Below are 25223 nucleotides of genomic sequence, written 5' to 3'. Positions count from 1 at the left end.
CTACCAGCACTCGACTGATAGGCCTTTTAATATCTATAATTATTTAATTTCTTTTGTTTCGGCTAACTCTTTGTACCAATAAGCACTTTTCTTAGGATAACGTTCTTGAGTCTCAAAATCGACATAGAATAAACCATATCGTTTTTCATAACCATTTGACCAAGAGAACACATCCATTAATGACCAAATAAAGTAACCTTTAACATTTGCACCATCTTTAATAGCATCTGCAATAACGTTCAAATGTTGTCTTACATAATCAATACGTGCATCATCATGAACTGTTTTTTCAGATTCAATAAATTCATCTTTATATCCTAAACCATTTTCAGTGATATAAATCTTGTGATAGTTAGGATAATCTTTAACAACACGCATGATTTGATCATATAAACCTTGAGGATAGATCATCCAGTCCCAGTCTGTGCGAGGTACGTCGACATCAAATTCACGTTGTCCGACACCTTTAAGTTGGTATTTAGAACCGCCTTTATCACCTGTCGCATTATGCGTGATTTCAGATTCTCCATCGTAACCTCTCATCCAGTCACTCATGTAGTAATTGATACCTAAGAAGTCGTTTAAATCTTTGGCTGCATCTAAAATGGCATAATCTTCATCTGTAATATTTAATTTACCGCCATTAACAGATAAGATATGTTGCACACCTTCCATCGTTTCACGAGAATACTTACCTAAATATGTTGCATCTAAGATGAATTTATTATGGATGATATCTTCTAATTCTGCTGCACGAACATCTTCAGGATTTGATGGATCGAACGGATATTTTGTTGGCAATGCGTGTACAACACCAATTTCTCCTTGATAGCCGCCATCCTTGAATAATTTCACTGCTCTTGCATGAGCAACCATCATATTATGATGAGATTGGAAAACTTTTTCAAAATCATATTTAATACCTGGAGGGAATTTACCTACTAAATATTGGCCATCACCAATTGGTCCAATTTCATTGAATGTAGTCCAATATTTTACTTCTGGGAATTCTTTAAAACAATATTCAGCATAATCTACAAAGTAGTCAATCGTTTTACGATTTAGAAAATCGCCATCTTTGTGTAACACTTCTGGTGTATCAAAATGATGCAATGTTACAAATGGTTCAACATGACGTTTATGACACTCTGCAAATAACTTATGGTAATACTCAACACCTTTAGGGTTAACTTCGCCATATCCATTTGGGAAGATACGTGACCATGCAATTGAAATACGGATACCATTAACACCGAATTTTTCACTTAATTCTAAATCCACTGGATATCTGTTATAAAAATCACTCGCTGGTTCTGCAGTGTACCAATAGTTTTCTTCCAAATACGTATCCCATGCTACACGACCTTTACCATCCGTATTTGTCGCACCTTCTGCTTGATATGCTGCTGTTGCTCCACCAAAAATAAAATCTTCAGGTAATGTTTTAGTCATATGAAAAACTCCTATTCTTAATTTTCAAATTGTTGTTGAACGAAATCAAGGGCTGCTTGGCCGTCTCGTGTCAATTTGATATATTCGGCACCTTGAGTCTTCGCTAATTTAATACCTAATCTATCTGTATCTTGCTTAATATCTTCATAGTTAGACGCAACTTGTGGCGCTAAAATGATTAATTGGTACTCTTTCATAATGTCCATATGTGCGCCATATCCGCCAGCTGCCGCTTTCACTGGCACATGATATTCTTCAGCTGCTTTATTAAGTGCATTGGCTAATAATCCACTTGTACCACCACCGGCACAAAGTACTAAGACATTTGTTTGTTCTGTGATATTTGAAGCTTTAGCTGCATCGTCTGATACACCACTTGCCGCTAAAATTGAATCAGCTTTTTTCGTATCAAAGTTTGCTGCAACTTTTTCTTTTAAATCTGAATTACTTTCTTTACGTCCTTCTTCTTCATCAAGAATTTCACTATCATAAACTTTTAGGAATGGGTAGTAAATAATAATATCTACAACAATCAAAGTAATAGCTAGAACGAATGACCATAAACCAAAACCTGTACCCATGATAATGCCCAATGGACCTGGTGTTGTCCAATGTAAATTCACACTAAAACTATTCATTCCTAACACTTCAACGAAAAGTTTGAAAATCCATACGTTAACAATTGGTGCTAATACAAATGGAATAAAGAACACAGGATTCAATACTAGTGGTGCACCAAATAAAATTGGTTCGTTTACACCAAAGAATGTTGGTACAACTGATGCACGTCCAATCGCTTTGTTTCGTTTAGATTTCGTCATCCACATAAACATGAACGGGACGACCAATGTTGCACCCGTACCTCCAAAAGTAACGATAAACATTTGTGTACCTGATGTAATAATTTTATCTGCGTGTTCTCCAGCTTGAAGCAACTTGAAGTTCGCTTCGATATTCGCATATGTAATGGCTGCAATTGCTGGCTCTACAATTGACGGACCATGAATACCTACAAACCAGAATAATGCAAAGGCACCAAAGATAATTGTGACACCAATCCATCCATCTGCTGCTGTAAATAATGGTTCGAATAATTTTAAAATACCTTCCGCTACATTTGATTTAAAGCTGTTGCGAATGACTAAATCTAATGCATAAAGAATGATGATTACCGCTGAAAATGGAATTAAGTCCTTAAATACTTGTGAAATATTCGGCGGTACTTCTTTCGGCATTTTAATTGTAATATTGCGCTTCACACAGAAGTTATAAACAATAACAGTTACAAATGCTGATAAGAATGCTGTTAATAAACCTTTAGTTCCCATAAATGCACTTAAGAATCCACCATCTTTGGCTGGATCAGAAGCTAAGAACAAGAATCCACACATCGCTGCTAGCATTGTAGAAATAAAGTTAATTTGATTTGTACTTTCTAGCTTACGGTTAAATGAATCTGTTAAAGATTTCGCTGTCGTTCCTGCTACTAAAAATGCTACAAGCCCCATCGTATAGTTATATGGTTTCATTAAAATGGCTTCCATGCCTTTATCCCATTTAAAACCAAATATATTTGGCACATATGCAATTAATAGAAAGATACTTGAGAATAAGATGACAGGCATTGCAGAAATAAATCCATCACGGATGGCTCTTAAATATATGTTTCGTGATAATTTCTCGAAAAATGGCTTCCCTTTTTCAATTTGTGCGATCAATTTTTGCATCATTGTCATCACCCTCTTTTATAAAATTCTAATAAATGCTTCATTAAATCTTTCAGTAAAATTGTTGTCATTAAATGATCTTGACCATGTATCATCGTTACACTGTATGCAATATCATCACCTTGCGCTTCTTTAGCCAACAGGCTTGTTTGTGCTCTATGTGCTTCCGCAATGCAATTGTTTCCTTCTTCAATCAGTGCATCTGCTTTTGCAAAATCTCCAGCTTGAGCTGCTGTTAATGCTTCTAAAAACTTAGAACGTGCATCCCCTGCAAATGCAACAATTTCAAAACCTAATAATTGGACTTCTTCTCTATTCATAGCATTAATCCCCTTTTAAACTTATTTTCTTTGTTTCCAAGATGTCGCAGTATCTTTTAATACTTTATTTAAGTCATCAATATTTTTGAAACCAGTTGTACGTAACCATTCACGAGCAGCATCTTCACCTTGTTCAATGTATACTTGAACAGCACCAGACCATGTAGCACGGCCACAAAGTACCCCGTTGAATTTAGCACCAGCTTCGTGAGCAAATTTTAAAGTTTCTTGGAATAATTCCGCAGAAACACCAGCACTTAAGTAAATGTATGGTAAATTTGTTGCAGCGTCTTGATCTTTAAAGTGTTGTGCTGCTTCTTTTTTCGTATAAACCACTTCACCTTCAGCAAAGCCTTCTACATACTTCATGTTTACTGGTACTTCAACTTTCAATACATCAACATTAAAGCGTGGTTCTGAGAATAATTTCATTGCTTCGTTAACCTTTCTAGGCTTAACTTTTGCGAATTCAACACTACCGTTATCAGGAATGTTGTCATCGTATGTTAATACTTCTAAGAAGAAAGGAATGTCTTCTGCAACACATTCTGAACCGATTCTTTCAATGTATGCTTTCTTTTGAATGTTAATTTCTTCAGCATCATCAACATCATAGTAAAGTAAGAATTTAACAGCATTTGCACCTTGTTCTTTTAAACGTTTTGCAGACCACTCTACTAAACAGTCAGGTAAACGACCTTTAGCATTTACGTCATATCCAGTTTTTTCATAAGCAAGTAATAATCCACAATCTTTGTTACGTGCATCTGAAGCTGGTAAACCATATTCAGGATCTAATAAAATTGAAGATGCATATTGTGTTAATTCTTCCGCAACTAATACTTTTAATTGTTCAATTTGAGCGACAGTTGGCTCTTCCGTTTGATGTTTAGCCATCATTCGTTTTAAAGCACCACGTTGGTCAAATGCTAATGCAGAAATGATACCTTCGTTATTACTTAATTGTTCAATTGATGCGATTTTTTGATTAGATTTTGACATTATTTACACCTCTAAAACTTCAATTTGATTGAATAATTCATCATAATTATTTAAATTGACATATCCTGTTTGTGCTTCTTGCGCATTCAGCATGCCTAAAGTATTAGCTTTTTTTAGTAAATCGTGGTCGTTTTCATGATTGAGAATTGCTGAAGTAATTCCAGCAACTGTAGAATCACCTGAACCAACCGGATTTAATACGCTTATTGTCGGAATATTCACTCTATAGAATGTATGATTGTGCTTAGCGAATGCACCTTGTGCACCTAAAGACACAATAATCCACTCAATCCCTTCGAATAAGGGTTGTGACACTGCCTGTTTCAAACTTTCTAAACTTTCATCAAGTGGCTGGTTAAGCAATTGATATAGTTCAGAAATGTTTGGTTTAATGACTGTTGGTTTGTATGGATTTTTCAAAACAGTTTGCAAAGTTGCACCCGAGCAGTCCAATATCACAGGCACACCTTTGTTTTGGCATCGTTCAATAATTTGTGCATAATAATCTTGATTTAATCCTTTAGGTAAGCTACCTGAAATAGCAACTGCTTCAACTTTTTCTAATAATTGTTCAAAATGTTTAATAAATCCTGCAGCCTCTTGATTATCAATCTCCGGTCCCTGCTCTAAAATTTCTGTTTGTTGCCCTTCATGTAAAATTGCAATGCAGTTTCGTGTTTCACCCTTAATGTTATAAAATGCATGCTTGATGTTGGCATGATCTAATTTTTTAGCAATAAATTGACCTAATTCACCGCCAATAAAACCACTCGCAAGGACTGGCTCGCCTACTTGCGCAAGTACTCTTGTTACATTTAAACCTTTACCACCAGCTGTTTTACTTACTTCTTGAACACGATTAACATCATCTAATTTCAATGCTGTTAATGGATATGAAATATCAACGGATGGATTTAATGTTAAAGTTAAAATCATATGTGTCGTCCCTTAATCGTGGTATTCGCCTCTGTCCCATTTTTCTAAGAATTCATCAAAGAAATGTGGATCAGCTTGATCTGCATTGCTTGTTTCTAAATGTTTAATTTTAGCGATTAATTTTTTGTTCTCTTCAGTTGGTTTATATTCAGCGTTAATAAATGCATCGATAATATCGCACATTAATAACTCACCTATAATACGTCCACCAAAGCCAATAACGTTCGCATTTAATTCTTCTTTAGCATATAACGCTGATGTCATATCACGTACTAGTGCTGAACGAACGCCAGGTACTTTATTTACAGCATTGTTAATACCAACACCTGTTCCACAAATACAAACACCTAAGTCTGCATTACCGCTAACAACTTGTTCGCCAACTTTTTTACCAAAAATTGGATAATGTGTTCTTGTGAAATCGTATGTTCCTACGTCAATGACTTCATGTCCTTTTGATTTTAAAAATTCAGATACACGCATTTTTGTATCTGTAACAATATGGTCGCATCCTAATGCAATCTTCATAGTAATTTTTCCTCCTTAGCACATTTTATTAAGCATATCTACGCGGATTTGGTGTCTACCACCATCGTATTTACCTTCAACAAAACCTTTAACGACATTTTTCGCTAATGTGTCTCCAACAATTTCAGATCCCATAGTGATCATTCTTGAATTGTTATGGCCTCTAGTCATATATCCAGAGCGTTCATCTGATACTTCAGCAGCAATCATGCCTTTGATTTTTGTAGCAACCATAAAGCTACCTGCACCAAATGCATCGATAACAATACCTAAGTTACCTTCTTGACTTTGAACATCTTTTGCTACAGCCAAAGTTGCATCAACAAAGTCAACTTCCTGTCCTTCTGTTACGTCAACAACATCATATTTATTGTCTAATAAGTATGATTTGATGACTTCTTTTAATCGTTTGCCAGCTTCATCTGAACCAATAATAATCGCCATAATAAGACTCCTTTTTACTTTAATTTTGAAATACCTTTCTTAAAATGTGACATATTTATTTGTAGGTTATGAAAATCTTGAGAAAAGGCTTTCAATTTGATTACGTTTAAATTATAAACATAAACAAACAATAAATCAACATAATATGTTTATAATCTGTTTGTTTATGACGTATTTTCAAACAATAAGTGAACATTCATATTGTGGTGTTGTTTTAATTAGGTATTCGTCTGAAATTGTAGTAAAACTTTGTCGAGGTTCCCGTTGACATAAATTTGCAAAAAAATAACCCATAAATGAATGCAAATTCACATTCACTTATGAGCATATAGACACATATTTTAACAATGCAGTTATATTTTTAATTTAGTCGACTACTTCAATATATGTTTTAATCGTTTCTACCTTTTCTTCATCTTCATAATCCATGACCACTGCAGTCAATTCGTTTAACTGACAAAATGATGTAAAATCTTCTTTGCCAACTTTCGTATGATCGATTAACAAGTATTTTTCAATTGAATTACTGAGTGCCAGTTGTTGCGTATAGGCTTCATCTAATGTAGATGTCATCACAGCACCTTTATTTACTGCGTTACTACTAAAGAACATCTTGCTAAATCTTAGTTTTTCCAACATGGCATTCGCCATTTCACCTACAAACGCTTCTGTAATATGGCGCATTTCACCACCAATTAAATAGACACGAAAATGTGCTGTTTGTTTTTCCAACAAAATTTTATACACTGGCAAACAATTCGTAATAATTGTGAGCGTATGATGATTGACTTCTTCCGCTAATAGTTCCACTGTTGTTCCCGGTCCGAAAAACAAAGTATCCCCATCTTCAATTAATGATGCAGCTTTTTTAGCTATAAATCGTTTTTCTGCAATTTGACGGGTATGTTTTTCTTTATGCGATATTTCTTTATACTGAAATGTTGAATTACTGCGTGCACCACCATGAATCTTCGTTAAAATCCCTTTATTTTCCAACTCAATTAAATCTCTTCGAATTGTCATATCAGACACATTTAAACCTTCGACGATTTCATTCGTTCTTATCGTGCCCTTTTTATTCACTAGTTTAGCAATTTCGTCCAAACGTTCATGTTTATTCAATGTAAAATTGCCTCCTTTATTTAGGCGATGGGTCATTATCCTTTATGTTTAGACATCAATTTTAATATACATGCTTATTCTATAATAAAAATTGCGTAAAAACTAATATAATTTAACTGTTCGATTATATGTATAATTCATTTTTAAAAAGAACTGTTTAAACTGCGCTTTTGATAATCGTAAAATGAATATACTATAATAAAAGCAAAAGACGTTATAAATCATTCATTATTTTGATGGGGTGTTTAACTTGAAACATGATTTAGAGACACTAAAACATATTATAGATAGTTCGAATCGTATTACATTTTTTACAGGTGCTGGTGTATCTGTCGCAAGTGGTGTTCCAGATTTCCGCTCAATGGGTGGCTTATTTGATGAAATTTCAAAAGATGGGCTTTCGCCAGAATACTTGTTAAGCCGTGATTATTTAGAAGATGATCCTGAAGGTTTTATCAATTTCTGCCATAAGCGCTTACTATTTGTCGATACGATGCCCAATATCGTTCATGATTGGATTGCAAAATTAGAACGTAATCAACAATCTTTAGGTGTCATCACGCAAAATATCGATGGTTTGCACTCAGACGCTGGAAGTCAACATGTTGATGAATTACATGGCACGTTAAATCGTTTTTATTGTAATGCATGTCATAAATCTTATACGAAGTCAGATGTTATTGATAGAACTTTGAAACATTGTGATAATTGTGGTGGTGCCATTCGACCGGACATCGTATTATACGGTGAAATGTTAGATCAACCTACCATCATAAGGGCATTAAATAAAATTGAACATGCTGACACCCTTGTTGTACTAGGTTCATCACTCGTTGTACAACCTGCCGCAGGATTAATATCACATTTTAAAGGCGACAATTTAATTATTATCAATAAAGACCGCACACCTTATGATAGCGACGCTACTTTGGTCATACATGACGACATGGTTTCCGTTGTAAAATCATTAATGACAGAGTAATCAGTATGTAAAAAGCATTTCCCGAATGGTAGGGAAATGCTTTTAATTTTGGAGTTGCGTTTTTGGAATTTGGAGTTTGGTTTTCGGAATTCGACATTTGGAATTCAGAATTATAATGAGTGGAAAATTTTAATTATTGCGTGTTTAATGACTTGGTTTTGTAGCGATTTTTATTTGATGAATTGTTTTTTTGTTTGATGTTGGGATGCTACTTTTAATGGTTTGTCATTTGTAAGATTAAAAATAAACATAAAATAAGTAGAAAAATAAAAGCTACGAATATTAAAAAATTAGATATCTTCATTATCAAATTCCGATATTAAATCATTATATTTTTCAGAATATCTTGCATAATCTTCATTATTATTAAAAGCTAGCCATAGACCTCTATCATCATATAAATGATATATTAAGTTTTTAGTATTGTTAATTATATATATTTCAGAATAATTATCATTCTGATTGATATTTGGAACTAACCCTTTAAAGTCTTGATTGGATATAGCTTTTAATAATTTTTTATATTTTATATCTTTTATGGAACACTTATATGAAAACTCCTCGCACAAAATATTATCATCCTTCTCCTTTTTATATTCTTTAAAGTAATACAATTCATCTATTGTTAACGATGTAAATTTTTTTATAACATTTGTTTTCTTATAAGGTTCACTATAAACATATACTACATGAACCAAATTTATAGAATCAGAAGGCGAAAACAAATCTTCAAAAATGTTTATTGCATTATCATATACAGCTAAAAAATAAGTATTATTGATAGTTTTACCGTCCTCCAAAAACTGGTATTTATCGCCACTTAAACTTAAATGAATTGCGTTTTTTACCTTTCTAAAATTCAACTTTTTTATATCCAAATTATTTATATCAAAGCACATAATTTACAACACCTTATTCCCTTAAGATTTTTCCTTCTTTAGTTAAAGAAGCTATTCTTTTTCCTTTGTTATTTATTAACTTCCAATAAGAACCACCATGTGATTGCCCTTTATTTTTGGAAATAGTCCATTTAGTTTTTGAATCTCTCCAGGTAGGATTTTTCCCTTAAACCTTTTGAGTAAATTTACCAATACTCATCCCCTTATCATTTAACAAACTTTTATTAATGTTTTTGGTTATATTATGAGTCTTTACTGCTTTTAGATTGTAAAAATTATCGTCATAAATAGTGGCATTTTCCGAGATTCAAATGGTACAAAGTACATTGTAATATGCATAATGATACCTGTAATTAATGTAATAATAGAAAAGTGTATATATCTCATATCGCCACCTGCTATACAACTTATTAAATAATTAATTCCAAGACATATTAATTATCTAATTATAACCTTAGTTACGTTATTACATAATATAAAAATATATAATAACTTATTTGCTTGCTCCTTTCACTTTTTAAGAGTAAAAAATAACCTGAAACATAGACTTTAACATCCAAGTTTCAGGTTAGTGTAATGTAAATGATTTACTTTGTTATATTATGATTAAACATCTAATTCTCTGCTTGTAAGTGCTTTAATCATCTCTGGATCAGCATGTGAGAAAAATTGGCTATTACTTTCTTCTAATGTCGCAATTTGTTGTTTATCTTCTTCTGTAAGTTCAAAATCAAATATATCTAAGTTTTGAACCATACGTTCTGGATTCACTGATTTTGCGAGTACAACAATGTCACGTTCTACTAACCAGCGTAAAATAACTTGTGCAATTGATTTGTTGTATTTATCTGCAATGGCCTGCAACAATTGATTTTGGAATAATTGATTTTTACCTTCTGCAAATGGTGCCCAAGCTTCTACCACAACATTTTCTTGTTGAAGTGCTGCAACTTGTTCTTCTTGTTGATGGAATGGATTAATTTCTATTTGGTTCACTTGTGGTTGAATTTGATTGTGAATACCTAAATCTACAATTCGATCAACGCCGAAGTTAGATACACCGATTGCTTTAATTTTACCATTTTCTTTTAACTCTTCTAATGCACGCCATGAGCCATATACGTCATTGTAAGGTTGGTGAATAAGCACTAGATCAAGATAGTCCAAATTTAATCGTTGTAATGATCGTTCGATTGATTTGATAGTATCTTCATAGTTAACATTTTCAATCCATACTTTAGTCGTAATGAATAGTTCACTTCTATCAATACCTGAAGCTTCAATACCTTGACCTACTTCAGTTTCATTTAAATAACTTTGTGCTGTATCAATATGTCTATAACCCGCTTTAATTGCTTCTTTAACCGCTTCTGCTGTTTGTTCTTGAGGAATTTGAAATACTCCGAAACCTAATACTGGTATCTTTACATCTTTACTTATTTCAATATGATTCATAAAATGAACCTCCTTTATCTTGTATGTCCACTATAAACCATGGAGCGAACTCTATAGCAAGCCATAGGTTTACTTTCTCTCCCAAAGACGTTCAACATTGTCATCATAATTATCACTAGCATTGATTTTAGCAATATGATTATCATAATTATCAATTTTATATTGTAGTAAATCTCTCGCATCATGAATTGTCTTTAAGTTTTCATTTAATTCTTCGAGTTGCTTATTTAAAATTTGCTTTTGCTGTGCTTGAATATTTTCATTTTTAGGAAGCTGCGCTAACCTGCAAAATTCGATAAGCGATTCAATACTGACGCCTGCATTTCGCAAATTTTTCACTAAATAAATCCAATTTAAATCACTATCATTATATATTCTATATCCATTTTCATCTCGATTAACTGGTGGAATCACACCAACCTTTTCATAATATCTTAAAGTGTCTTGAGATATATTCATGAGCGCTACGACTTCTTTAGTTTTCATTGCGACTATCCTTTCAGTTATGTTTGGTCGTCTAAAGTAATGTTGCTTTATATATTGTCATCTTCGTTTGAATACTTCTTATTTTATTACTCAAATTTAAATTTGTCTCTTTTTTAACATTTTACATTTCATCGTTTTTAATTACTTTAAAAATTGTATAACTTAAATATTTAAAATGATATAATCACTAAGATTGATAATATTTAATTTTTTGAAAATTATTTTAGTTGCAATTTTTGGGTGATGCGGAAAATTTGGGTGATCGATTGTTTATATGCATCAACATTCTTTGTGGATTGTTTGACAGTAGACAGTCATTTGTATACGTTAACGAATTTTGAAAAATTGAATCATTATTTAATCATAATATTCATTGCGCACGCGCAACACAAAAAGGAGACATGTCAATGACATATAGAATAAAGAAATGGCAAAAATTATCCACCATTACGTTATTAATGGCTGGTGTGATTACTTTGAATGGTGGTGAATTCAGAAGTGTTGATAAACATCAAATCGCTGTGGCTGATACGAATGTTCAAACGCCAGATTATGAAAAATTGAGGAACACATGGCTGGACGTTAACTATGGTTATGATAAGTATGATGAGAATAATCCAGATATGAAGAAGAAGTTTGATGCTACAGAGAAAGAGGCGACGAATTTACTCAAGGAAATGAAAACTGAAAGTGGTAGGAAATACTTGTGGTCAGGAGCGGAAACCCTTGAAACTAATTCTTCTCATATGACTCGTACCTATCGTAATATTGAGAAAATCGCAGAAGCGATGAGGAATCCTAAAACCACTTTAAATACTGACGAAAATAAGAAGAAAGTGAAAGATGCCCTTGAGTGGCTGCATAAAAATGCATATGGAAAAGAACCAGATAAAAAAGTAAAAGAATTAAGTGAGAATTTTACTAAAACAACTGGCAAGAATACCAACTTAAATTGGTGGGATTATGAAATTGGAACACCTAAATCATTAACAAATACGCTTATATTGCTGAATGATCAATTTTCAAATGAAGAAAAGAAAAAATTCACTGCCCCTATTAAAACTTTCGCCCCAGATAGTGACAAAATATTATCTTCTGTAGGAAAAGCTGAACTTGCTAAAGGCGGAAATCTAGTAGACATTTCTAAGGTGAAACTTTTAGAATGTATTATCGAAGAAGATAAAGATATGATGAAAAAGTCTATAGATTCATTTAATAAAGTCTTCACTTACGTTCAAGATTCTGCCACTGGTAAAGAACGTAATGGATTTTATAAAGATGGCTCTTACATTGATCATCAAGACGTTCCATACACTGGTGCTTATGGCGTTGTACTCTTAGAGGGGATTTCTCAAATGATGCCGATGATAAAAGAAACACCTTTTAATGATAAAACCCAAAATGATACAACCTTAAAGTCATGGATTGACGACGGATTTATGCCACTCATTTATAAAGGTGAAATGATGGATTTATCACGAGGTAGAGCTATCAGTCGTGAAAATGAAACCAGTCACTCAGCATCTGCAACAGTAATGAAATCATTGTTGAGATTAAGTGATGCCATGGATGATTCAACAAAAGCTAAGTATAAAAAGATTGTCAAATCTTCAGTAGAGTCAGATTCAAGTTATAAACAAAATGATTATTTAAATTCATATTCGGACATAGATAAAATGAAGTCTTTAATGACAGATAACAGTATTTCTAAAAACGGATTAACACAACAACTTAAAATATATAATGACATGGATCGTGTCACCTATCATAACAAAGACTTAGACTTTGCATTTGGTTTAAGTATGACGTCGAAAAACGTAGCACGCTATGAAAGTATCAACGGAGAGAATTTAAAAGGTTGGCACACTGGTGCTGGAATGTCTTATTTATATAACAGCGATGTCAAACACTATCGTGATAACTTCTGGGTGACAGCCGATATGAAACGTTTATCAGGTACAACAACTTTAGACAATGAAATATTAAAAGATACGGATGATAAAAAGTCGAGTAAAACTTTTGTTGGCGGAACAAAAGTTGATGACCAACATGCTAGTATCGGAATGGATTTTGAAAATCAGGACAAAACTTTAACTGCCAAAAAATCATATTTCATATTAAACGATAAAATTGTCTTCTTAGGAACTGGCATTAAAAGTACTGATTCATCAAAGAATCCAGTTACAACGATTGAAAATCGCAAAGCGAATGGGTATACGTTATATACAGACGATAAACAAACAACCAATTCTGATAATCAGGAAAACAATTCAGTCTTTTTAGAGTCCACAGATACCAAAAAGAACATCGGTTATCATTTTTTAAACAAACCGAAAATAACTGTAAAAAAAGAAAGTCATACTGGTAAGTGGAAAGAAATAAATAAAAGTCAAAAAGATACACAAAAAACTGATGAGTATTATGAAGTAACTCAAAAGCATTCTAATTCTGACAATAAATATGGATATGTGTTGTATCCAGGCTTATCTAAAGATGTCTTTAAGACAAAAAAAGATGAAGTAACTGTCGTTAAGCAAGAAGATGACTTCCACGTTGTGAAAGATAATGAATCGGTTTGGGCTGGTGTTAATTATAGTAATAGCACTCAAACTTTTGACATTAACAACACTAAAGTCGAAGTTAAAGCCAAAGGTATGTTTATACTTAAAAAGAAAGATGATAACACTTATGAATGTAGCTTCTATAATCCTGAATCTACAAATTCCGCTTCAGATATTGAATCTAAAATTTCAATGACCGGTTACTCTATTACAAACAAAAATACGTCGACTTCTAATGAATCCGGCGTGCACTTTGAATTAACTAAATAAGCAAGAAAATCTCGACACTATACCATTTTTATAGTGTCGAGATTTTATAAGTATCGCCATCATTCAGCTTGTAATCCGCAGACCACATCCCCTTTGATAAGTTCTCGATTATTTATAAATCGAATTTTTAAAGATGTACATGCTTCAATATTCTTATCATTCATTACTTGAAAATGTATATGAGGTTCAGTAGAATTGCCAGAATTCCCAACCTTCCCAATGATATCACCATATTTAACATTTTGCCCCTCATTCACAATGATTGAATATTGGTGTAAATGAGCTATTAAGCTATACTCATTTTCTGCGTGCTTAATTACAATATAATTTCCTAAAAACTGTGATTCATTCGTACTTCCAATACTGTTGTCTTGAACCCCATTCACTACTTTTTCAACTGTACCATTTGCTGGCGCAATGATATCTTTTCCAAAACAAAAATAATCAGTATTTACTTTTCCTTGATTCTTATATGTTTTATGATTTTCTTTAATAACTAAATCAATAGCATACCTTTGATGTGGGTATAAATAGTGATAATTATATAATTCATTATCTCCACCCCAAAAAATCTCATAGCAATCTGTTGTCGGCACTGCGTATTTTAAAGTCGTTTCATTCTTAATCGCATCATAATTAATTAACGGACGCATAACAAATCCGATAATACTATTATCTTTCCAAGTCACTGACACTCCAAATTGATTTGCTTCATCTATCCATATTTGCTCAATAGTACCATCATTTTGAGTACACACTTTTAATTCATGTACATCAGACTGCCTTGTATAAGATTTGAAAAGTTTCCTAAACTGCCAATAACTAAACTCTCGCTTCAAATTTTGATTAAAAATCTTATATATTTTCCTGCTCTTACTTTTATTTAAATAAGCCCCAAAGTTTGTTTTATTCATATATACTTAACCTATTATATTAATTTTGGTATCAATTCTTTCTCCAGTTCCTGCGTCATTTTTGCGCTACCTGAATCGTCTACACTTAATTGGATAAATCAACATATAAATAATTTTTTAAAGCTAAAGTGTAGTCGATTCACCATATTTTCTAATCATCCCTTAAATATTAATATTTGCACTTAAAAAGTATACATATCACTCAACTAATCAATAATCATACTTACCTTCAACAAATTCTTTAACATGCAGTGTTATCCCTTGATAATATGGATATTTTGTTAATCTAAATTTCTGCTTTAATGCTTCATCTCTACTATTCGACATCAAATATGCATGTTCAAGATAGCTTAAATATGCTTCGTCATTGCCGCTATCTCCAAAACCTAATATTGATTTTACTGGTATATTATATTTCCTCATCAGAAATTGAGTAGCATATAATTTTCCAGCATTTGACGGTGTGAAGTCAATATCATACGCATTTTCAGGATCACCAGCTAATGGATTGCTTCGACTAAATCTCGCTGTATAGTTTTGGTCATTTGCGTATCTGACAAGTGCTTCTAGGATACGACTATCATTGTTGTGATTACCTGTTGAATGAAAATAAAAATTATAATGTGTTTCATTACCTTCAAATGCTCTTTGTGGAATAAATTCGACATTATATTGCGCAGAAATATGACGTAATATATCTTCAATATCTTCAAATAAAAATGGTTCGCTCAAGACTTTCTTTTTATATGTTTCTGATTCAACATATTCGCCATTATTCCAAGTGAACATTTTAGAACTCAAATCAGAAAAGATATGTAATGGTTTAAACGTCATATTAACTTGATCCATTTTATCCATGACACTTTGAAATGTACTTCCTGTCAATACAGCAGTGATCACTTCATTATTATTAGTTAGTTTTTCCAACAATTTTTCCATTTCTCTTAAATGACTTAAATCTTCTTCATTTGTATTATGTTTAAAATATGTTTCATCAAAATCAAACAATAATAGACGCTTTGACATACTCATTCCCCCATAATATTTTAATGAATTTATCTATAACTTAAATACACTATAAGTCTCAATTAAAAGTATAAGATCGACTATATGCTTTTCATGATTATTATATACAACTAATCAATCCCTATAAACTAAAAACATTGCTTACCACTTTTCAAAATGCACGAGTCATATCCCTCGTTAAAAACTATTACTAAAAATTAAAATATAAAAAATGCAAAAAGTATGTTTTAAACTTTATGAAACGTGTTATACAAATAGTGTAATATCATACAACCCGAAAAGGAGATTGAGATATGAAACTAAAATCATTTGTTACTGCCACTTTAGCATTGGGATTATTATCAACGGTCGGAGCTGCATTACCGAGTCACGAAGCATCTGCAGATAGTAATAACGGCTATAAAGAAATGACTGTGGATGGTTATCACACTGTTCCTTACACAATTTCAGTAGATGGTATTACTGCATTACATCGAACTTACTTTATCTTCCCAGAAAATAAAAATGTTCTTTATCAAGAAATTGACAGTAAAGTAAAAAATGAATTAGCTTCTCAACGTGGTGTTACAACAGAAAAAATTAATAATGCCCAAACAGCAACTTATACGCTTACTTTGAATGATGGTAATAAAAAAGTAGTGAATCTAAAGAAAAATGACGACGCTAAAAATTCAATTGATCCAAGTACAATCAAACAGATACAAATTGTAGTTAAATAATAATTTGAAAATAGTTTTATAGGGCAAGCGCTGAAAAATTGGCGTTTGTCTTTTTAGTTATTGAACTTGTAAATTATTGTTGTTTGCTTCTCGTAGTAACAGATTGGCCTATACAATAGTAAATTTTATATGAGTGTGTACCACAATTTATAATCTAAACATAACAGCAAATCTCAAATATCTGGAACCTAATAAATCCCCTCACTACTGCTAATAGTGAAGGGATTTATTTTATTACTTAGACGTAATTATAAATATATTTGTTCTATTGTAGTCATGGTTAATCATATTTACAAACTATCATTTCTAAATCGCGCATTATGAAGTCAATTTTCATAAACCGTCATTATATTTCTGGATTCATTATTCAGCTTCTCTAATTTCGTCTGCAATATCTTTATAGTCAATATTTGCTTTAGTGAAATCTTTATCTTGAATTGGAAAATGCTGTTCAAATGTTTCTATATTTTGGATTTCTACTTTAACATCTTCTACTTCAAAATCTAAGACATGTCCACCAAAGTTACGATCATCATTCGCAAAGTGTACATGAAATCCTGCTGATCCGATACCATGGAATAATTCTGGTGTAAAGAAACCAACGACTGAACCTTTGACATACGTTTCAGTTTGTTCAGGTTGTCTTCTAGCTGAATCGATTAAACGTGTATAAGGTGGTTCTTGAGCCGGCATCATACGTACATGCATTTTTTTAAATAAGCCTGAAATTTTTACTGCTGAAAATAAATTTTCACTCAACATCTTTTCCTTAATTTCTGCAAAAACTGCTTCTGAAGATTTATCTTTCGTTTCATAGCTTGTATCTGCTACAAATTTAGTTACAGTTGCATATGGTGTTAACTCGTCACCTTTTAATTCTACAAATTCTTTATGTTCATTTGCATGGTAAGCTTTTCCATCTAAAAAGATTACCTCACCGTTTGAACCTGTTAGTGTAGCGATACCTAAGTCACCATGTTGCAATAATTCATTTATTGATGCAGTTCCTTTTAATAATCCTGCCATTAATGTGCCTAATGTACCATGTTGGTATAAAACATTAGTCATAAAATCTCCCACTCCTCTTTAACATTTATCTTTATTTTAGTTAAATACGTCAGGTAACATATTTGTTGAAAGTTTGATATTATCTTTGTAATTTACAGGTATATCAATTAATACTGGACCATCTGTTTCATAGCCCTCTTTAATTGCCGCTTCTAATTCTTCTTGATTAGTAACTCGTAAACCTTTCGCGCCAAATGATTCTGCATATTTTACAAAATCTACAGGACCGAAGTCTACACCTGACGAACGTTTATATTTCATTTCTTCTTGGAATTCAACCATGTTATATTTTCCATCATTCCAAATAAGCTGGATGATATTTAAATTTTTACGTACGGCCGTTTCTAAATCTTGTGATGAAAATAAAAAGCCACCATCGCCAGCAACGGACACAACTTGCGTATTAGGGCGCACAAGTGCAGCTGAAATTGCCCACGGTAATGCTACACCAAGCGTTTGCATACCATTGCTAAATAATAAATGTCTTGGATTGTAACTTCTGAAATTACGTGCCATCCAAATATAGTGACTTCCAACATCAACTGTTACAGTAGTATCATCAGTTAATACCTTTTGCATAGATTCAATAATTTCCACTGGATGTAGAATTCCTTCTTCATGCGTCGCTTTAATACCAGTTTCTTCATCAATATGTGTTCTTAATTGTTCTAATTCGTCTAAATGTTGTTGATTTATAAATGGCTCATCCACTTTTTCAGAAATCATTTCAATCGTTTTAGCAATATTACCAATCAACTCTTTTTTCGGTTGCATATAATTAGTAATTTCAGCTTGAACTTCGTCAATATTGATAATTTGTGTTTCTAATTCTTTATTCCAGTTACTAGCTTCGTATTCAATTGGATCATAACCGATTGTAACAACTAAATCACTTTTACGTAATAATTCATCACCAACTTGATTGCGGAATAAGCCCACACGACCGAAGAAATGATTTTCTAATTCACGACTAATTACACCTGCACCTTGGAATGTTTCTACAACTGGTAAATTCGTGCGCTCAACTAATTTGCGAATGGCATTTGTTTCTTCTGCACTTGAACTTCTCATACCAGCTAATAAAACAGGAAATGATGCATTTTTAATCGCTTCAATGACATCATTAATATCTTGTTCACTCGGTACTCCTAAATTTGGTTTTTGGCAAAGTGATATAGCTTTAGATTCAACTGGTGAAGAAATAACGTCTTGCGGAATACTAATAAAACTTGCGCCATTTTTTCCTGAAGTAGCAATTCGAATTGCATTTGTCATAACTTCTGATAATGATTCAGGATCTTGTACTTCTTCACTATATTTTGATGAATATTTTAATAGCGCAGCATTATCAATACTTTGATGCGTTAATCGTAATAAATCATTACGTTTCACTTGGCCACCTAACGCTAATACAGGATCCCCTTCAGATGTTGCGGTTAATAATCCAGTAGTTAAATTACTTACACCAGGACCACTTGTAACAAGTACTACACCCGGTTTGCCTGTTAATCTTCCAATACCTTGCGCCATCATTGCGGCGTTTTGTTCATGACGAGTGACAATAAGTTCAGGACCATCATCAATTAAAGCATTAAATAGATAGTCAATCTTTGCACCCGGAATACCAAAAACATATTCTACCCCATTATTTTTCAAAGTATCAATAACCATATCGGCTGCAGTGTACTTTTTATCAGTCATTTATATTCATTTCCCTTCAAATGTGATGTATAGATGTGTATTACATGTAATTACTTTGTGATTTGTAATCTAATGATAGTTACGCAAAATTAATGATGTTTATCAAAATTTTACATGTACGATTAGATTTGTAATACATAAAAATTGCCTTCAGTACATTATATAACCTTTGTTAGATGAATAAAAATCGTTATTTGTAATACTAAGTATTCCAAAAATGCATGAATAGATTTTGTGCGTTGTGATTATGAGGGATGTTGGATTGATTGATGTGAAGAATTGTTACAATAATTTTTGGATGTCGTGTTTAGTCAATGGCGATTTGAAATTGTTGTTTTATGGCGGACTGAAAATGTTGTTTTTGGCGATTTAAAATTGTCATTTCGATAAAAAAAGCCACAGCAAGACTTAGATCTAACTGTGACTTATACATTTCATACTTATATTTATCGATTGTTTTTATAGTTATAAATGATAGATGCAGTTCCTAAACAAATTAAGAAGATAATCATTAAATACATAGAAAAGTTGTCTGTTTTAATATAAAACCTAAAAAGTAGAAACACCAGCATCGCAACAATAAAATAAACAGGAATAAAAGCTTTCTTCCAAAATATAGAATCTTTCAATTAAGTCACTCCTTATTTTGATAATACTCTTAAATCATGGTTCTTGAGTTATCGTCTGGTTTTCGTCCCGTAGTTCTTCCATTGAGCCTCTATGATTAGAACACAATCGTCCGGTTATCATACGGCCTCCGCAAGCTAAATGATAATTTAATAATGGACACTTTTGATTGTTTAAGCATGTACAAATCATACGTGCAAATCACTAATACATAGTTGAATTTATTCTATTCCTGAGACATTAAATAAAGGAAAATTCATTATACTCTACACGTTCCATATTCCCCACACAAACGTAAAAAAACACCTCGACATAACTTCGAGGTGTTTTGTATATATCGTCCGACAATTAACGTTTTGAGAATTGAGGTGAACGACGAGCTGCTTTAAGACCTGGTTTTTTACGTTCTTTCATACGTGGGTCACGAGTAAGTAATCCAGCGCGTTTTAAAGAACCTCTGTATTCAGGATCTGCTTCTAATAATGCACGAGCGATTCCGTGACGGATAGCTTGAGCTTGTCCAGTGAAACCACCACCATGAACGTTAACTAAAACATCATAGTTACCTTTAGTTTCAGTTACATCAAATGGTTGGTTTAAGTCTAAAATTAATGATTCGAATGGTAAGTATTCGCGTACGTCACGGTTATTAACTGTGATGTTACCTTCACCTGGTACTAAACGTACACGTGCTACTGAGTTTTTACGACGGCCTGTGCCTCTATATTCAACTTGTGCCAAAGTCATTTCCTCCTTCTAATTAACCACGTAATTCGTAGTTTTCTGGTTGTTGTGCAGCGTGTGGATGTTCAGCGCCACCATATACAAATAATTTTTTACCTTGTTTTTCGCCTAAACGAGTGCTTGGTAACATACCTTTAATTGAGTTTTCAATTAAACGTTCTGGGTTAGTTCTTCTTAATTCACCAGCAGTGATTGATTTGATACCACCTGGGTGATTTGAGTGACGGTAGTAAACTTTGTCAGTTTCTTTGTTACCAGTAAATTCGATTTTTGATGCATTAATAACGATTACATAATCACCAGTATCAACGTGTGGTGTGTAAGTTACTTTATTTTTACCGCGTAAGATAGATGCTACTTCTGATGATAAACGACCTAATGTTTGGCCTTCAGCATCGATAACATACCATTTGCGCTCAATGTTTGATTCATTTGCCATAAATGTTTGACGCATAATAATTGTCCTCCTAAAAAATAAATGCTTCTATTCAAGCTATAAACAGTTTCATAACCTAATAGATGATTTCATTTGTTTCATTTTTAAAACGTTTAATTTCATTTATTTTGTTAACTGTTGTTCGTTTCTGCTTATATATCTTGTAACACAATAAGTTTCCGGGGCTTATCGTGGGGTGGATATAAAACAATACCGTTAATAATCTTATAATTTCACAAGCTTTTTGTCAATGGCAATCAGTCATTTTGTAATGATTTTTTACGATGTATTTTGATATCGTTGCCAAAGTCTTTTAATAACTCATTTTCATCTAAATAAATCTTCTCTAAATATAATCCTTCAGCCGTTGCAGTGAAAGGAACATTCTTACGATTCTTTGATTCAAGTAGCTTCGGCACATCAGAAATTTCATGTCGTCCTTTTCCAACTTCTATTAAAAATGCAACTAAGACACGCACCATGTTATATAAAAATCCAGATCCAGTGACAATATAATCAAAGCCATCATCTGTCTTTACAATTTCACTTTGGTATAATGTTCTAACCTTGCTTTCTACTTCAGTTTTTTGCGAACAAAATCCCGTAAAATCATGTGTACCTATGAATTGTTGTGCCGCTCTGTTCATTTTATCTAAATCCAACGTTTCAGGAATAAATGTTTTCAAACCACTTTGAAATGGATCGCGGTGTTGTGCTTGATATACTTTATATCGATAGCGTTTACCTACACAATCGTAACGACAATGAAAATCGTCATCGACTGTAACTACATTGTTGACATAAATATCATCAGGTAACGTTCGGTTCATTGCATATTGCCATTGTGACATAGGTATATTCAGCTCTGTGTCGAAATGAAAGTATTGCTGTATCGCATGTACACCTCTATCAGTCCTACTTGAAGGATGGATTCTCACATGTCTTTTATGCATGCGTTGTAATAGCTTTTCAAATTGTTGCTGTACCGTTCGACCATTTTGTTGAATTTGAAAACCTAGAAAATTATTTCCTTGATACGCAATTTCTACTAATATACGCATGAATTTACACTCCTGAATATTTTAATACGAATAAAATAATAGCAATTGGGATAATCATGATTAAAGATAACGTATCTCTCAATTGCCATTTAAGCTGTCTGTAGCTCGTTCTCTTAACATTGGCATCATAACCCCTAACTTCCATTGCGACCGCTAATTCTTCGGCGCGTTGGAAAGCTGAGATGAATAGTGGCACTAGTAGTGGAATAAATGATTTAATACGTGTTGCAATGTTCCCTGAACTTATTTCAGAACCACGCGACTTTTGTGCCAAAATAATTTTATCTAACTCATCCATTAACGTCGGGATGAATCGTAACGCAATGGACATTATCATACTTAATTGATGAACTGGTAATTTAAACATCTTTAGTGGTGCAAGTAATCTTTCAAACGCATCTGTTAAATCAATTGGACTTGTAGATAGTGTCATAATTGTTGCAATCATCACAATCCCAATTAAACGCAATGATATATAAAGCCCTTCTAAAATACCATTAGTTTCAATCGTGATGCCATGCCATTCAACTAATACATATCCACCTTTAGTTAAAAATATATGCATCATTAATGTGAAGATTAAAAAGAAAAATATTGGTGTTAAACCTTTGATTAGGAACCATAATTGAATTTTTGCTAATCTCATAATGAATAAGATAAGTGCAAACACCCAAAGATATGTTAATGGTGAATGACAGAAAAATATTAATATAATAAAAAGAAAAACAAACATTAACTTTGCTCTTGGATCAAGATGATGAACAAAAGAATTAATTGGTAAATATCGCCCTATAATCAATTTATTTTTCATGTTGCCACTCCTTATACAAGCTTACAAATGCTTCTTCAGTTAAGGCAATATCTTTTAATTTTGTTTGATATTTTTGTTCAAAGTCATATTGTAACTGAACAATTTCTGGCAAACCAATATGCCAATCCGCCAATTTTTTTTTATCTTTGAAGAGCTCTTTTGGTGATGTTTGCGACACTATACTACCTTCTTTCATAACGATGACTTCATCTGCATAACGCGCGACTTCATTCATATCATGTGAAATTAGGATAATTGCCTTATTTTCATCTGTTTGTAATGACTTTAGTAATCGCATTACTTGTCGTTTACTTTGTGGATCAAGTCCTGCTGTGGGTTCATCAACCACGATAATATCAGGATTCATTGCCAATATCGATACAATCGCTATTTTACGCATTTGTCCACCTGACATTTGAAATGGTGATTGTGACATTACATCTCTTGAAAAGCCTAAATCCATCAACAGACGATGGGCATAGTTTTTGGCTTCATCTAAATTCATTTTAAAGTTTTTAGGTCCAAATATCATTTCACGCTCTACTGTGTCCTCAAATAATTGAGATTCGGGAAATTGAAATACCATTCCAATTCTTTTTCTTACAGGTCTAATATATTTATCTTTGGTCTTATGTGTAATAGTAATGTCATCAACTGTAACTGTCCCAGTAGTTGGCTTTAACAGTGCATTAATATTTTGTATCAATGTTGATTTACCACTACCCGTTTGTCCAACGATGGCGTAATATTTACCTTGTTCAAATTCTGTATTAACATCATGAATAGCTTGATGCTGGTATGGTGTCCCTTTTTGATAGGTATAACTTACATTGTCAAAGCGTATAGTCATAGTTGATCCACCAGCCCTTCATAAGTTAAGAATGATGTTTGGTATCCCAGCATTTGATTTATTTTGATTGGGAATGGCAAATCTAGACCTATTGTTGTTAACTCTTCTGCATGGTCGAAAATTTCAATCGCTGTGCCTTCTTTATAGACAGTCCCTTTATTCATAACGATAACATGATCTGCTTCCATCGCCTCAGATAAATCATGCGTAATAGAAATGATTGTAATATTATGTTCTGATTTAACTTTTCTCACTAAATCCAATAAATTTTGACGTGCATCAGGATCTAACATAGAAGTCGCCTCATCTAATATAATGACAGAGGGGTTAAGTGCTAATACACTTGCTATAGCCACACGCTGCTTCTGTCCCCCCGATAATGCATTAGGTTCATAATCTGCACGTTCTAACATATCAACTTGTTTAAGTGCTTCGCCGACTCTTCTATGCATTTCGTCATGTGGAACCGCATGATTTTCGAGTCCAAATGCCACATCGTATTTTACAATTGAACCAACAAATTGATTATCCGGATTCTGGAATACTATTCCTATGTCTTTTCTTAACTTTTCAAAATTATCATCTGTTATAGTTTGATTATTATAAAAAATTTCTCCAGATTTAACTTTCTCTATGCCAATCATTAACTTGGCAATTGTAGATTTTCCAGAACCGTTATGACCAACAATAGATGTCCACTGACCTTTAGGTATACTAAAAGAAACATCTTTCAATGTGAAGGATGCATCACTTTGATATTGAAATGAAACATTTTTAAATACAATAACTGAATTCTTATCCTCCACTTGTCTCTCTCCTTTACGATTCGTGTATCTATCATATTTTACAATATTTATAAATCGCTGTATATGACATTGACTGGGTTCTCTATATATTACTAGTATTTTCTGACTCATTTCTAGTCTTTAAAGTGTTGTTTAACAACTAATGATAAGGACATTTATCCCTCTCTAACAATTATGTATAAACGTTAATAAAATAAATGATTTACTAACATAGGGTTGGCCGCGTTTGATTCAACGATAATACTTTCACTTCATACAGTTCTAGTGAAATTAATC

At 32.7% G+C, this 25223-nt stretch carries 28 protein-coding genes and 2 pseudogenes; 6 read left to right on the top strand and 24 right to left on the bottom strand.

The genetic code is table 11. The features are described 5' to 3' along the window. Positions 1 to 39 precede the first annotated feature (39 nt). The 8 genes from lacG to IDG63_RS06835 all read right to left on the bottom strand — a co-directional run bounded on the left by lacG (position 40) and on the right by IDG63_RS06835 (position 7531). Positions 40 to 1452, bottom strand: a complete 1413-nt coding sequence (gene lacG, locus IDG63_RS06870; RefSeq protein WP_000169224.1) for a 6-phospho-beta-galactosidase — start codon at positions 1450 to 1452, stop codon at positions 40 to 42. Between the two features lie 17 nt (positions 1453 to 1469). Further along, positions 1470 to 3182, bottom strand: coding sequence for a lactose-specific PTS transporter subunit EIIC (locus IDG63_RS06865; RefSeq protein WP_000983325.1), 1713 nt, complete (start codon positions 3180 to 3182; stop codon positions 1470 to 1472). Between the two features lie 5 nt (positions 3183 to 3187). Next, complete coding sequence (locus tag IDG63_RS06860) at positions 3188 to 3499, bottom strand: PTS lactose/cellobiose transporter subunit IIA (RefSeq protein ID WP_001078308.1); 312 nt, start codon at positions 3497 to 3499, stop codon at positions 3188 to 3190. A 21-nt stretch (positions 3500 to 3520) separates the two neighbouring features. Then, positions 3521 to 4501: a tagatose-bisphosphate aldolase gene (gene lacD / locus IDG63_RS06855; RefSeq protein ID WP_000047016.1), complete on the bottom strand. Its 981-nt coding sequence runs from the start codon at positions 4499 to 4501 to the stop codon at positions 3521 to 3523. 3 nt (positions 4502 to 4504) lie between these two features. Further along, positions 4505 to 5437: a tagatose-6-phosphate kinase gene (gene lacC, locus IDG63_RS06850; RefSeq protein ID WP_000604145.1), complete on the bottom strand. Its 933-nt coding sequence runs from the start codon at positions 5435 to 5437 to the stop codon at positions 4505 to 4507. Between the two features lie 12 nt (positions 5438 to 5449). Next, complete coding sequence (gene lacB / locus IDG63_RS06845) at positions 5450 to 5965, bottom strand: galactose-6-phosphate isomerase subunit LacB (RefSeq protein WP_000684746.1); 516 nt, start codon at positions 5963 to 5965, stop codon at positions 5450 to 5452. Positions 5966 to 5980: 15 nt separating this feature from the next. Beyond that, a complete protein-coding gene (gene lacA / locus IDG63_RS06840) occupies positions 5981 to 6409 on the bottom strand; it encodes a galactose-6-phosphate isomerase subunit LacA (RefSeq protein ID WP_000974608.1) in 429 nt (142 codons plus the stop codon). A gap of 366 nt (positions 6410 to 6775) precedes the next feature. Further along, positions 6776 to 7531: a DeoR/GlpR family DNA-binding transcription regulator gene (locus IDG63_RS06835; protein WP_001032737.1), complete on the bottom strand. Its 756-nt coding sequence runs from the start codon at positions 7529 to 7531 to the stop codon at positions 6776 to 6778. Positions 7532 to 7772: 241 nt separating this feature from the next. Between IDG63_RS06835 and IDG63_RS06830 the strand changes: the two genes are divergently transcribed. Further along, positions 7773 to 8513, top strand: a complete 741-nt coding sequence (locus tag IDG63_RS06830; protein WP_001566761.1) for an NAD-dependent protein deacylase — start codon at positions 7773 to 7775, stop codon at positions 8511 to 8513. 36 nt (positions 8514 to 8549) lie between these two features. Further along, complete coding sequence (locus IDG63_RS06825) at positions 8550 to 8711, top strand: hypothetical protein (RefSeq protein WP_001791678.1); 162 nt, start codon at positions 8550 to 8552, stop codon at positions 8709 to 8711. 92 nt (positions 8712 to 8803) lie between these two features. Here IDG63_RS06825 and IDG63_RS06820 read toward each other — a convergent pair whose 3' ends face one another. The 5 genes and pseudogenes from IDG63_RS06820 to IDG63_RS06805 all read right to left on the bottom strand — a co-directional run bounded on the left by IDG63_RS06820 (position 8804) and on the right by IDG63_RS06805 (position 11353). Continuing rightward, positions 8804 to 9412: a DUF3885 domain-containing protein gene (locus IDG63_RS06820; RefSeq protein WP_000333465.1), complete on the bottom strand. Its 609-nt coding sequence runs from the start codon at positions 9410 to 9412 to the stop codon at positions 8804 to 8806. 13 nt (positions 9413 to 9425) lie between these two features. Next, a pseudogene (locus IDG63_RS14695) lies at positions 9426 to 9662 on the bottom strand (SAR2788 family putative toxin); the annotation flags it as partial. A gap of 11 nt (positions 9663 to 9673) precedes the next feature. Beyond that, positions 9674 to 9799, bottom strand: coding sequence for a hypothetical protein (locus tag IDG63_RS06815; RefSeq protein WP_001549596.1), 126 nt, complete (start codon positions 9797 to 9799; stop codon positions 9674 to 9676). Positions 9800 to 10018: 219 nt separating this feature from the next. After that, positions 10019 to 10867, bottom strand: a complete 849-nt coding sequence (locus IDG63_RS06810; protein ID WP_206176399.1) for an aldo/keto reductase — start codon at positions 10865 to 10867, stop codon at positions 10019 to 10021. Between the two features lie 69 nt (positions 10868 to 10936). Continuing rightward, positions 10937 to 11353: a MerR family transcriptional regulator gene (locus IDG63_RS06805; RefSeq protein WP_000850011.1), complete on the bottom strand. Its 417-nt coding sequence runs from the start codon at positions 11351 to 11353 to the stop codon at positions 10937 to 10939. A gap of 243 nt (positions 11354 to 11596) precedes the next feature. Between IDG63_RS06805 and IDG63_RS06800 the strand changes: the two genes are divergently transcribed. Both IDG63_RS06800 and hysA read left to right on the top strand, forming a co-directional pair. After that, on the top strand, positions 11597 to 11764 hold the full coding sequence (locus IDG63_RS06800) for a hypothetical protein (RefSeq protein ID WP_001790107.1): 168 nt from the start codon (positions 11597 to 11599) through the stop codon (positions 11762 to 11764). Then, the gene (hysA, locus tag IDG63_RS06795; RefSeq protein ID WP_000222242.1) at positions 11761 to 14184 is read left to right on the top strand and encodes a hyaluronate lyase HysA; all 2424 of its coding nucleotides are present in this window, start codon (positions 11761 to 11763) and stop codon (positions 14182 to 14184) included. Before IDG63_RS06800 ends, hysA begins: the two co-directional genes overlap by 4 nt. Before the next feature lie 59 nt (positions 14185 to 14243). On the opposite strand, the gene IDG63_RS06790 is transcribed toward hysA, so the two are convergent. Beyond that, positions 14244 to 15098, bottom strand: a complete 855-nt coding sequence (locus IDG63_RS06790; RefSeq protein WP_206176397.1) for a M23 family metallopeptidase — start codon at positions 15096 to 15098, stop codon at positions 14244 to 14246. Between the two features lie 210 nt (positions 15099 to 15308). Continuing rightward, positions 15309 to 16124: an HAD-IIB family hydrolase gene (locus tag IDG63_RS06785; protein ID WP_000044363.1), complete on the bottom strand. Its 816-nt coding sequence runs from the start codon at positions 16122 to 16124 to the stop codon at positions 15309 to 15311. A 293-nt stretch (positions 16125 to 16417) separates the two neighbouring features. Here IDG63_RS06785 and IDG63_RS06780 point away from each other — a divergent pair, with 293 nt between their 5' ends. Next, a complete protein-coding gene (locus IDG63_RS06780; protein ID WP_001549607.1) occupies positions 16418 to 16843 on the top strand; it encodes an MAP domain-containing protein in 426 nt (141 codons plus the stop codon). Positions 16844 to 17206: 363 nt separating this feature from the next. On the opposite strand, the gene budA is transcribed toward IDG63_RS06780, so the two are convergent. Both budA and alsS read right to left on the bottom strand, forming a co-directional pair. Beyond that, complete coding sequence (gene budA / locus IDG63_RS06775) at positions 17207 to 17911, bottom strand: acetolactate decarboxylase (protein ID WP_000186134.1); 705 nt, start codon at positions 17909 to 17911, stop codon at positions 17207 to 17209. A gap of 36 nt (positions 17912 to 17947) precedes the next feature. Beyond that, positions 17948 to 19612: an acetolactate synthase AlsS gene (gene alsS / locus IDG63_RS06770; RefSeq protein WP_000130149.1), complete on the bottom strand. Its 1665-nt coding sequence runs from the start codon at positions 19610 to 19612 to the stop codon at positions 17948 to 17950. A gap of 232 nt (positions 19613 to 19844) precedes the next feature. Between alsS and IDG63_RS06765 the strand changes: the two are divergent. Continuing rightward, positions 19845 to 20077: pseudogene (locus IDG63_RS06765) on the top strand (hypothetical protein). Here the strand turns inward: IDG63_RS06765 and IDG63_RS06760 are convergent. From IDG63_RS06760 to IDG63_RS06730, 7 genes are all read right to left on the bottom strand, one after another. Further along, the gene (locus tag IDG63_RS06760; protein ID WP_000655245.1) at positions 20059 to 20241 is read right to left on the bottom strand and encodes a hypothetical protein; all 183 of its coding nucleotides are present in this window, start codon (positions 20239 to 20241) and stop codon (positions 20059 to 20061) included. The pseudogene IDG63_RS06765 and the gene IDG63_RS06760 overlap by 19 nt on opposite strands. Before the next feature lie 346 nt (positions 20242 to 20587). After that, a complete protein-coding gene (gene rpsI, locus IDG63_RS06755) occupies positions 20588 to 20980 on the bottom strand; it encodes a 30S ribosomal protein S9 (protein WP_001790547.1) in 393 nt (130 codons plus the stop codon). 19 nt (positions 20981 to 20999) lie between these two features. After that, positions 21000 to 21437 carry a 50S ribosomal protein L13 gene (gene rplM, locus IDG63_RS06750; protein ID WP_001250038.1) on the bottom strand — a complete coding sequence of 146 codons (438 nt, stop codon included), beginning with the start codon at positions 21435 to 21437 and terminating at the stop codon, positions 21000 to 21002. Between the two features lie 239 nt (positions 21438 to 21676). After that, positions 21677 to 22480: a tRNA pseudouridine(38-40) synthase TruA gene (gene truA / locus IDG63_RS06745; RefSeq protein ID WP_001221855.1), complete on the bottom strand. Its 804-nt coding sequence runs from the start codon at positions 22478 to 22480 to the stop codon at positions 21677 to 21679. A gap of 4 nt (positions 22481 to 22484) precedes the next feature. Next, the gene (locus tag IDG63_RS06740; RefSeq protein ID WP_000791621.1) at positions 22485 to 23291 is read right to left on the bottom strand and encodes an energy-coupling factor transporter transmembrane component T family protein; all 807 of its coding nucleotides are present in this window, start codon (positions 23289 to 23291) and stop codon (positions 22485 to 22487) included. After that, on the bottom strand, positions 23281 to 24141 hold the full coding sequence (locus IDG63_RS06735) for an energy-coupling factor transporter ATPase (RefSeq protein ID WP_000155386.1): 861 nt from the start codon (positions 24139 to 24141) through the stop codon (positions 23281 to 23283). Before IDG63_RS06735 ends, IDG63_RS06740 begins: the two co-directional genes overlap by 11 nt. Further along, positions 24138 to 24947: an energy-coupling factor transporter ATPase gene (locus IDG63_RS06730; protein ID WP_000389676.1), complete on the bottom strand. Its 810-nt coding sequence runs from the start codon at positions 24945 to 24947 to the stop codon at positions 24138 to 24140. Before IDG63_RS06730 ends, IDG63_RS06735 begins: the two co-directional genes overlap by 4 nt. Between the last annotated feature and the right edge of the window lie 276 nt (positions 24948 to 25223).

Origin of the sequence: Staphylococcus sp. EG-SA-14 (assembly GCF_017151935.1) — a bacterium.
Lineage (GTDB): Bacteria > Bacillota > Bacilli > Staphylococcales > Staphylococcaceae > Staphylococcus > Staphylococcus aureus.
This window is presented reverse-complemented; position numbering and strand designations above follow the sequence as displayed.

Excerpts from the sequence above, each read along its gene's own strand:
- lacG (WP_000169224.1), bottom strand. The coding sequence starts at position 1,452 with ATGACTAAAACATTACCTGAAGATTTTATTTTTGGTGGAGCAACAGCA.
- IDG63_RS06865 (WP_000983325.1), bottom strand. The coding sequence starts at position 3,182 with ATGATGCAAAAATTGATCGCACAAATTGAAAAAGGGAAGCCATTTTTC.
- IDG63_RS06860 (WP_001078308.1), bottom strand. The coding sequence starts at position 3,499 with ATGAATAGAGAAGAAGTCCAATTATTAGGTTTTGAAATTGTTGCATTT.
- lacD (WP_000047016.1), bottom strand. The coding sequence starts at position 4,501 with ATGTCAAAATCTAATCAAAAAATCGCATCAATTGAACAATTAAGTAAT.
- lacC (WP_000604145.1), bottom strand. The coding sequence starts at position 5,437 with ATGATTTTAACTTTAACATTAAATCCATCCGTTGATATTTCATATCCA.
- lacB (WP_000684746.1), bottom strand. The coding sequence starts at position 5,965 with ATGAAGATTGCATTAGGATGCGACCATATTGTTACAGATACAAAAATG.
- lacA (WP_000974608.1), bottom strand. The coding sequence starts at position 6,409 with ATGGCGATTATTATTGGTTCAGATGAAGCTGGCAAACGATTAAAAGAA.
- IDG63_RS06825 (WP_001791678.1), top strand. The coding sequence starts at position 8,550 with ATGCTTTTAATTTTGGAGTTGCGTTTTTGGAATTTGGAGTTTGGTTTT.
- IDG63_RS06820 (WP_000333465.1), bottom strand. The coding sequence starts at position 9,412 with ATGTGCTTTGATATAAATAATTTGGATATAAAAAAGTTGAATTTTAGA.
- IDG63_RS06815 (WP_001549596.1), bottom strand. The coding sequence starts at position 9,799 with ATGAGATATATACACTTTTCTATTATTACATTAATTACAGGTATCATT.
- IDG63_RS06810 (WP_206176399.1), bottom strand. The coding sequence starts at position 10,867 with ATGAATCATATTGAAATAAGTAAAGATGTAAAGATACCAGTATTAGGT.
- IDG63_RS06805 (WP_000850011.1), bottom strand. The coding sequence starts at position 11,353 with ATGAAAACTAAAGAAGTCGTAGCGCTCATGAATATATCTCAAGACACT.
- IDG63_RS06800 (WP_001790107.1), top strand. The coding sequence starts at position 11,597 with ATGCGGAAAATTTGGGTGATCGATTGTTTATATGCATCAACATTCTTT.
- hysA (WP_000222242.1), top strand. The coding sequence starts at position 11,761 with ATGACATATAGAATAAAGAAATGGCAAAAATTATCCACCATTACGTTA.
- IDG63_RS06790 (WP_206176397.1), bottom strand. The coding sequence starts at position 15,098 with ATGAATAAAACAAACTTTGGGGCTTATTTAAATAAAAGTAAGAGCAGG.
- IDG63_RS06785 (WP_000044363.1), bottom strand. The coding sequence starts at position 16,124 with ATGTCAAAGCGTCTATTATTGTTTGATTTTGATGAAACATATTTTAAA.
- IDG63_RS06780 (WP_001549607.1), top strand. The coding sequence starts at position 16,418 with ATGAAACTAAAATCATTTGTTACTGCCACTTTAGCATTGGGATTATTA.
- budA (WP_000186134.1), bottom strand. The coding sequence starts at position 17,911 with ATGACTAATGTTTTATACCAACATGGTACATTAGGCACATTAATGGCA.
- alsS (WP_000130149.1), bottom strand. The coding sequence starts at position 19,612 with ATGACTGATAAAAAGTACACTGCAGCCGATATGGTTATTGATACTTTG.
- rplM (WP_001250038.1), bottom strand. The coding sequence starts at position 21,437 with ATGCGTCAAACATTTATGGCAAATGAATCAAACATTGAGCGCAAATGG.
- truA (WP_001221855.1), bottom strand. The coding sequence starts at position 22,480 with ATGCGTATATTAGTAGAAATTGCGTATCAAGGAAATAATTTTCTAGGT.
- IDG63_RS06740 (WP_000791621.1), bottom strand. The coding sequence starts at position 23,291 with ATGAAAAATAAATTGATTATAGGGCGATATTTACCAATTAATTCTTTT.
- IDG63_RS06735 (WP_000155386.1), bottom strand. The coding sequence starts at position 24,141 with ATGACTATACGCTTTGACAATGTAAGTTATACCTATCAAAAAGGGACA.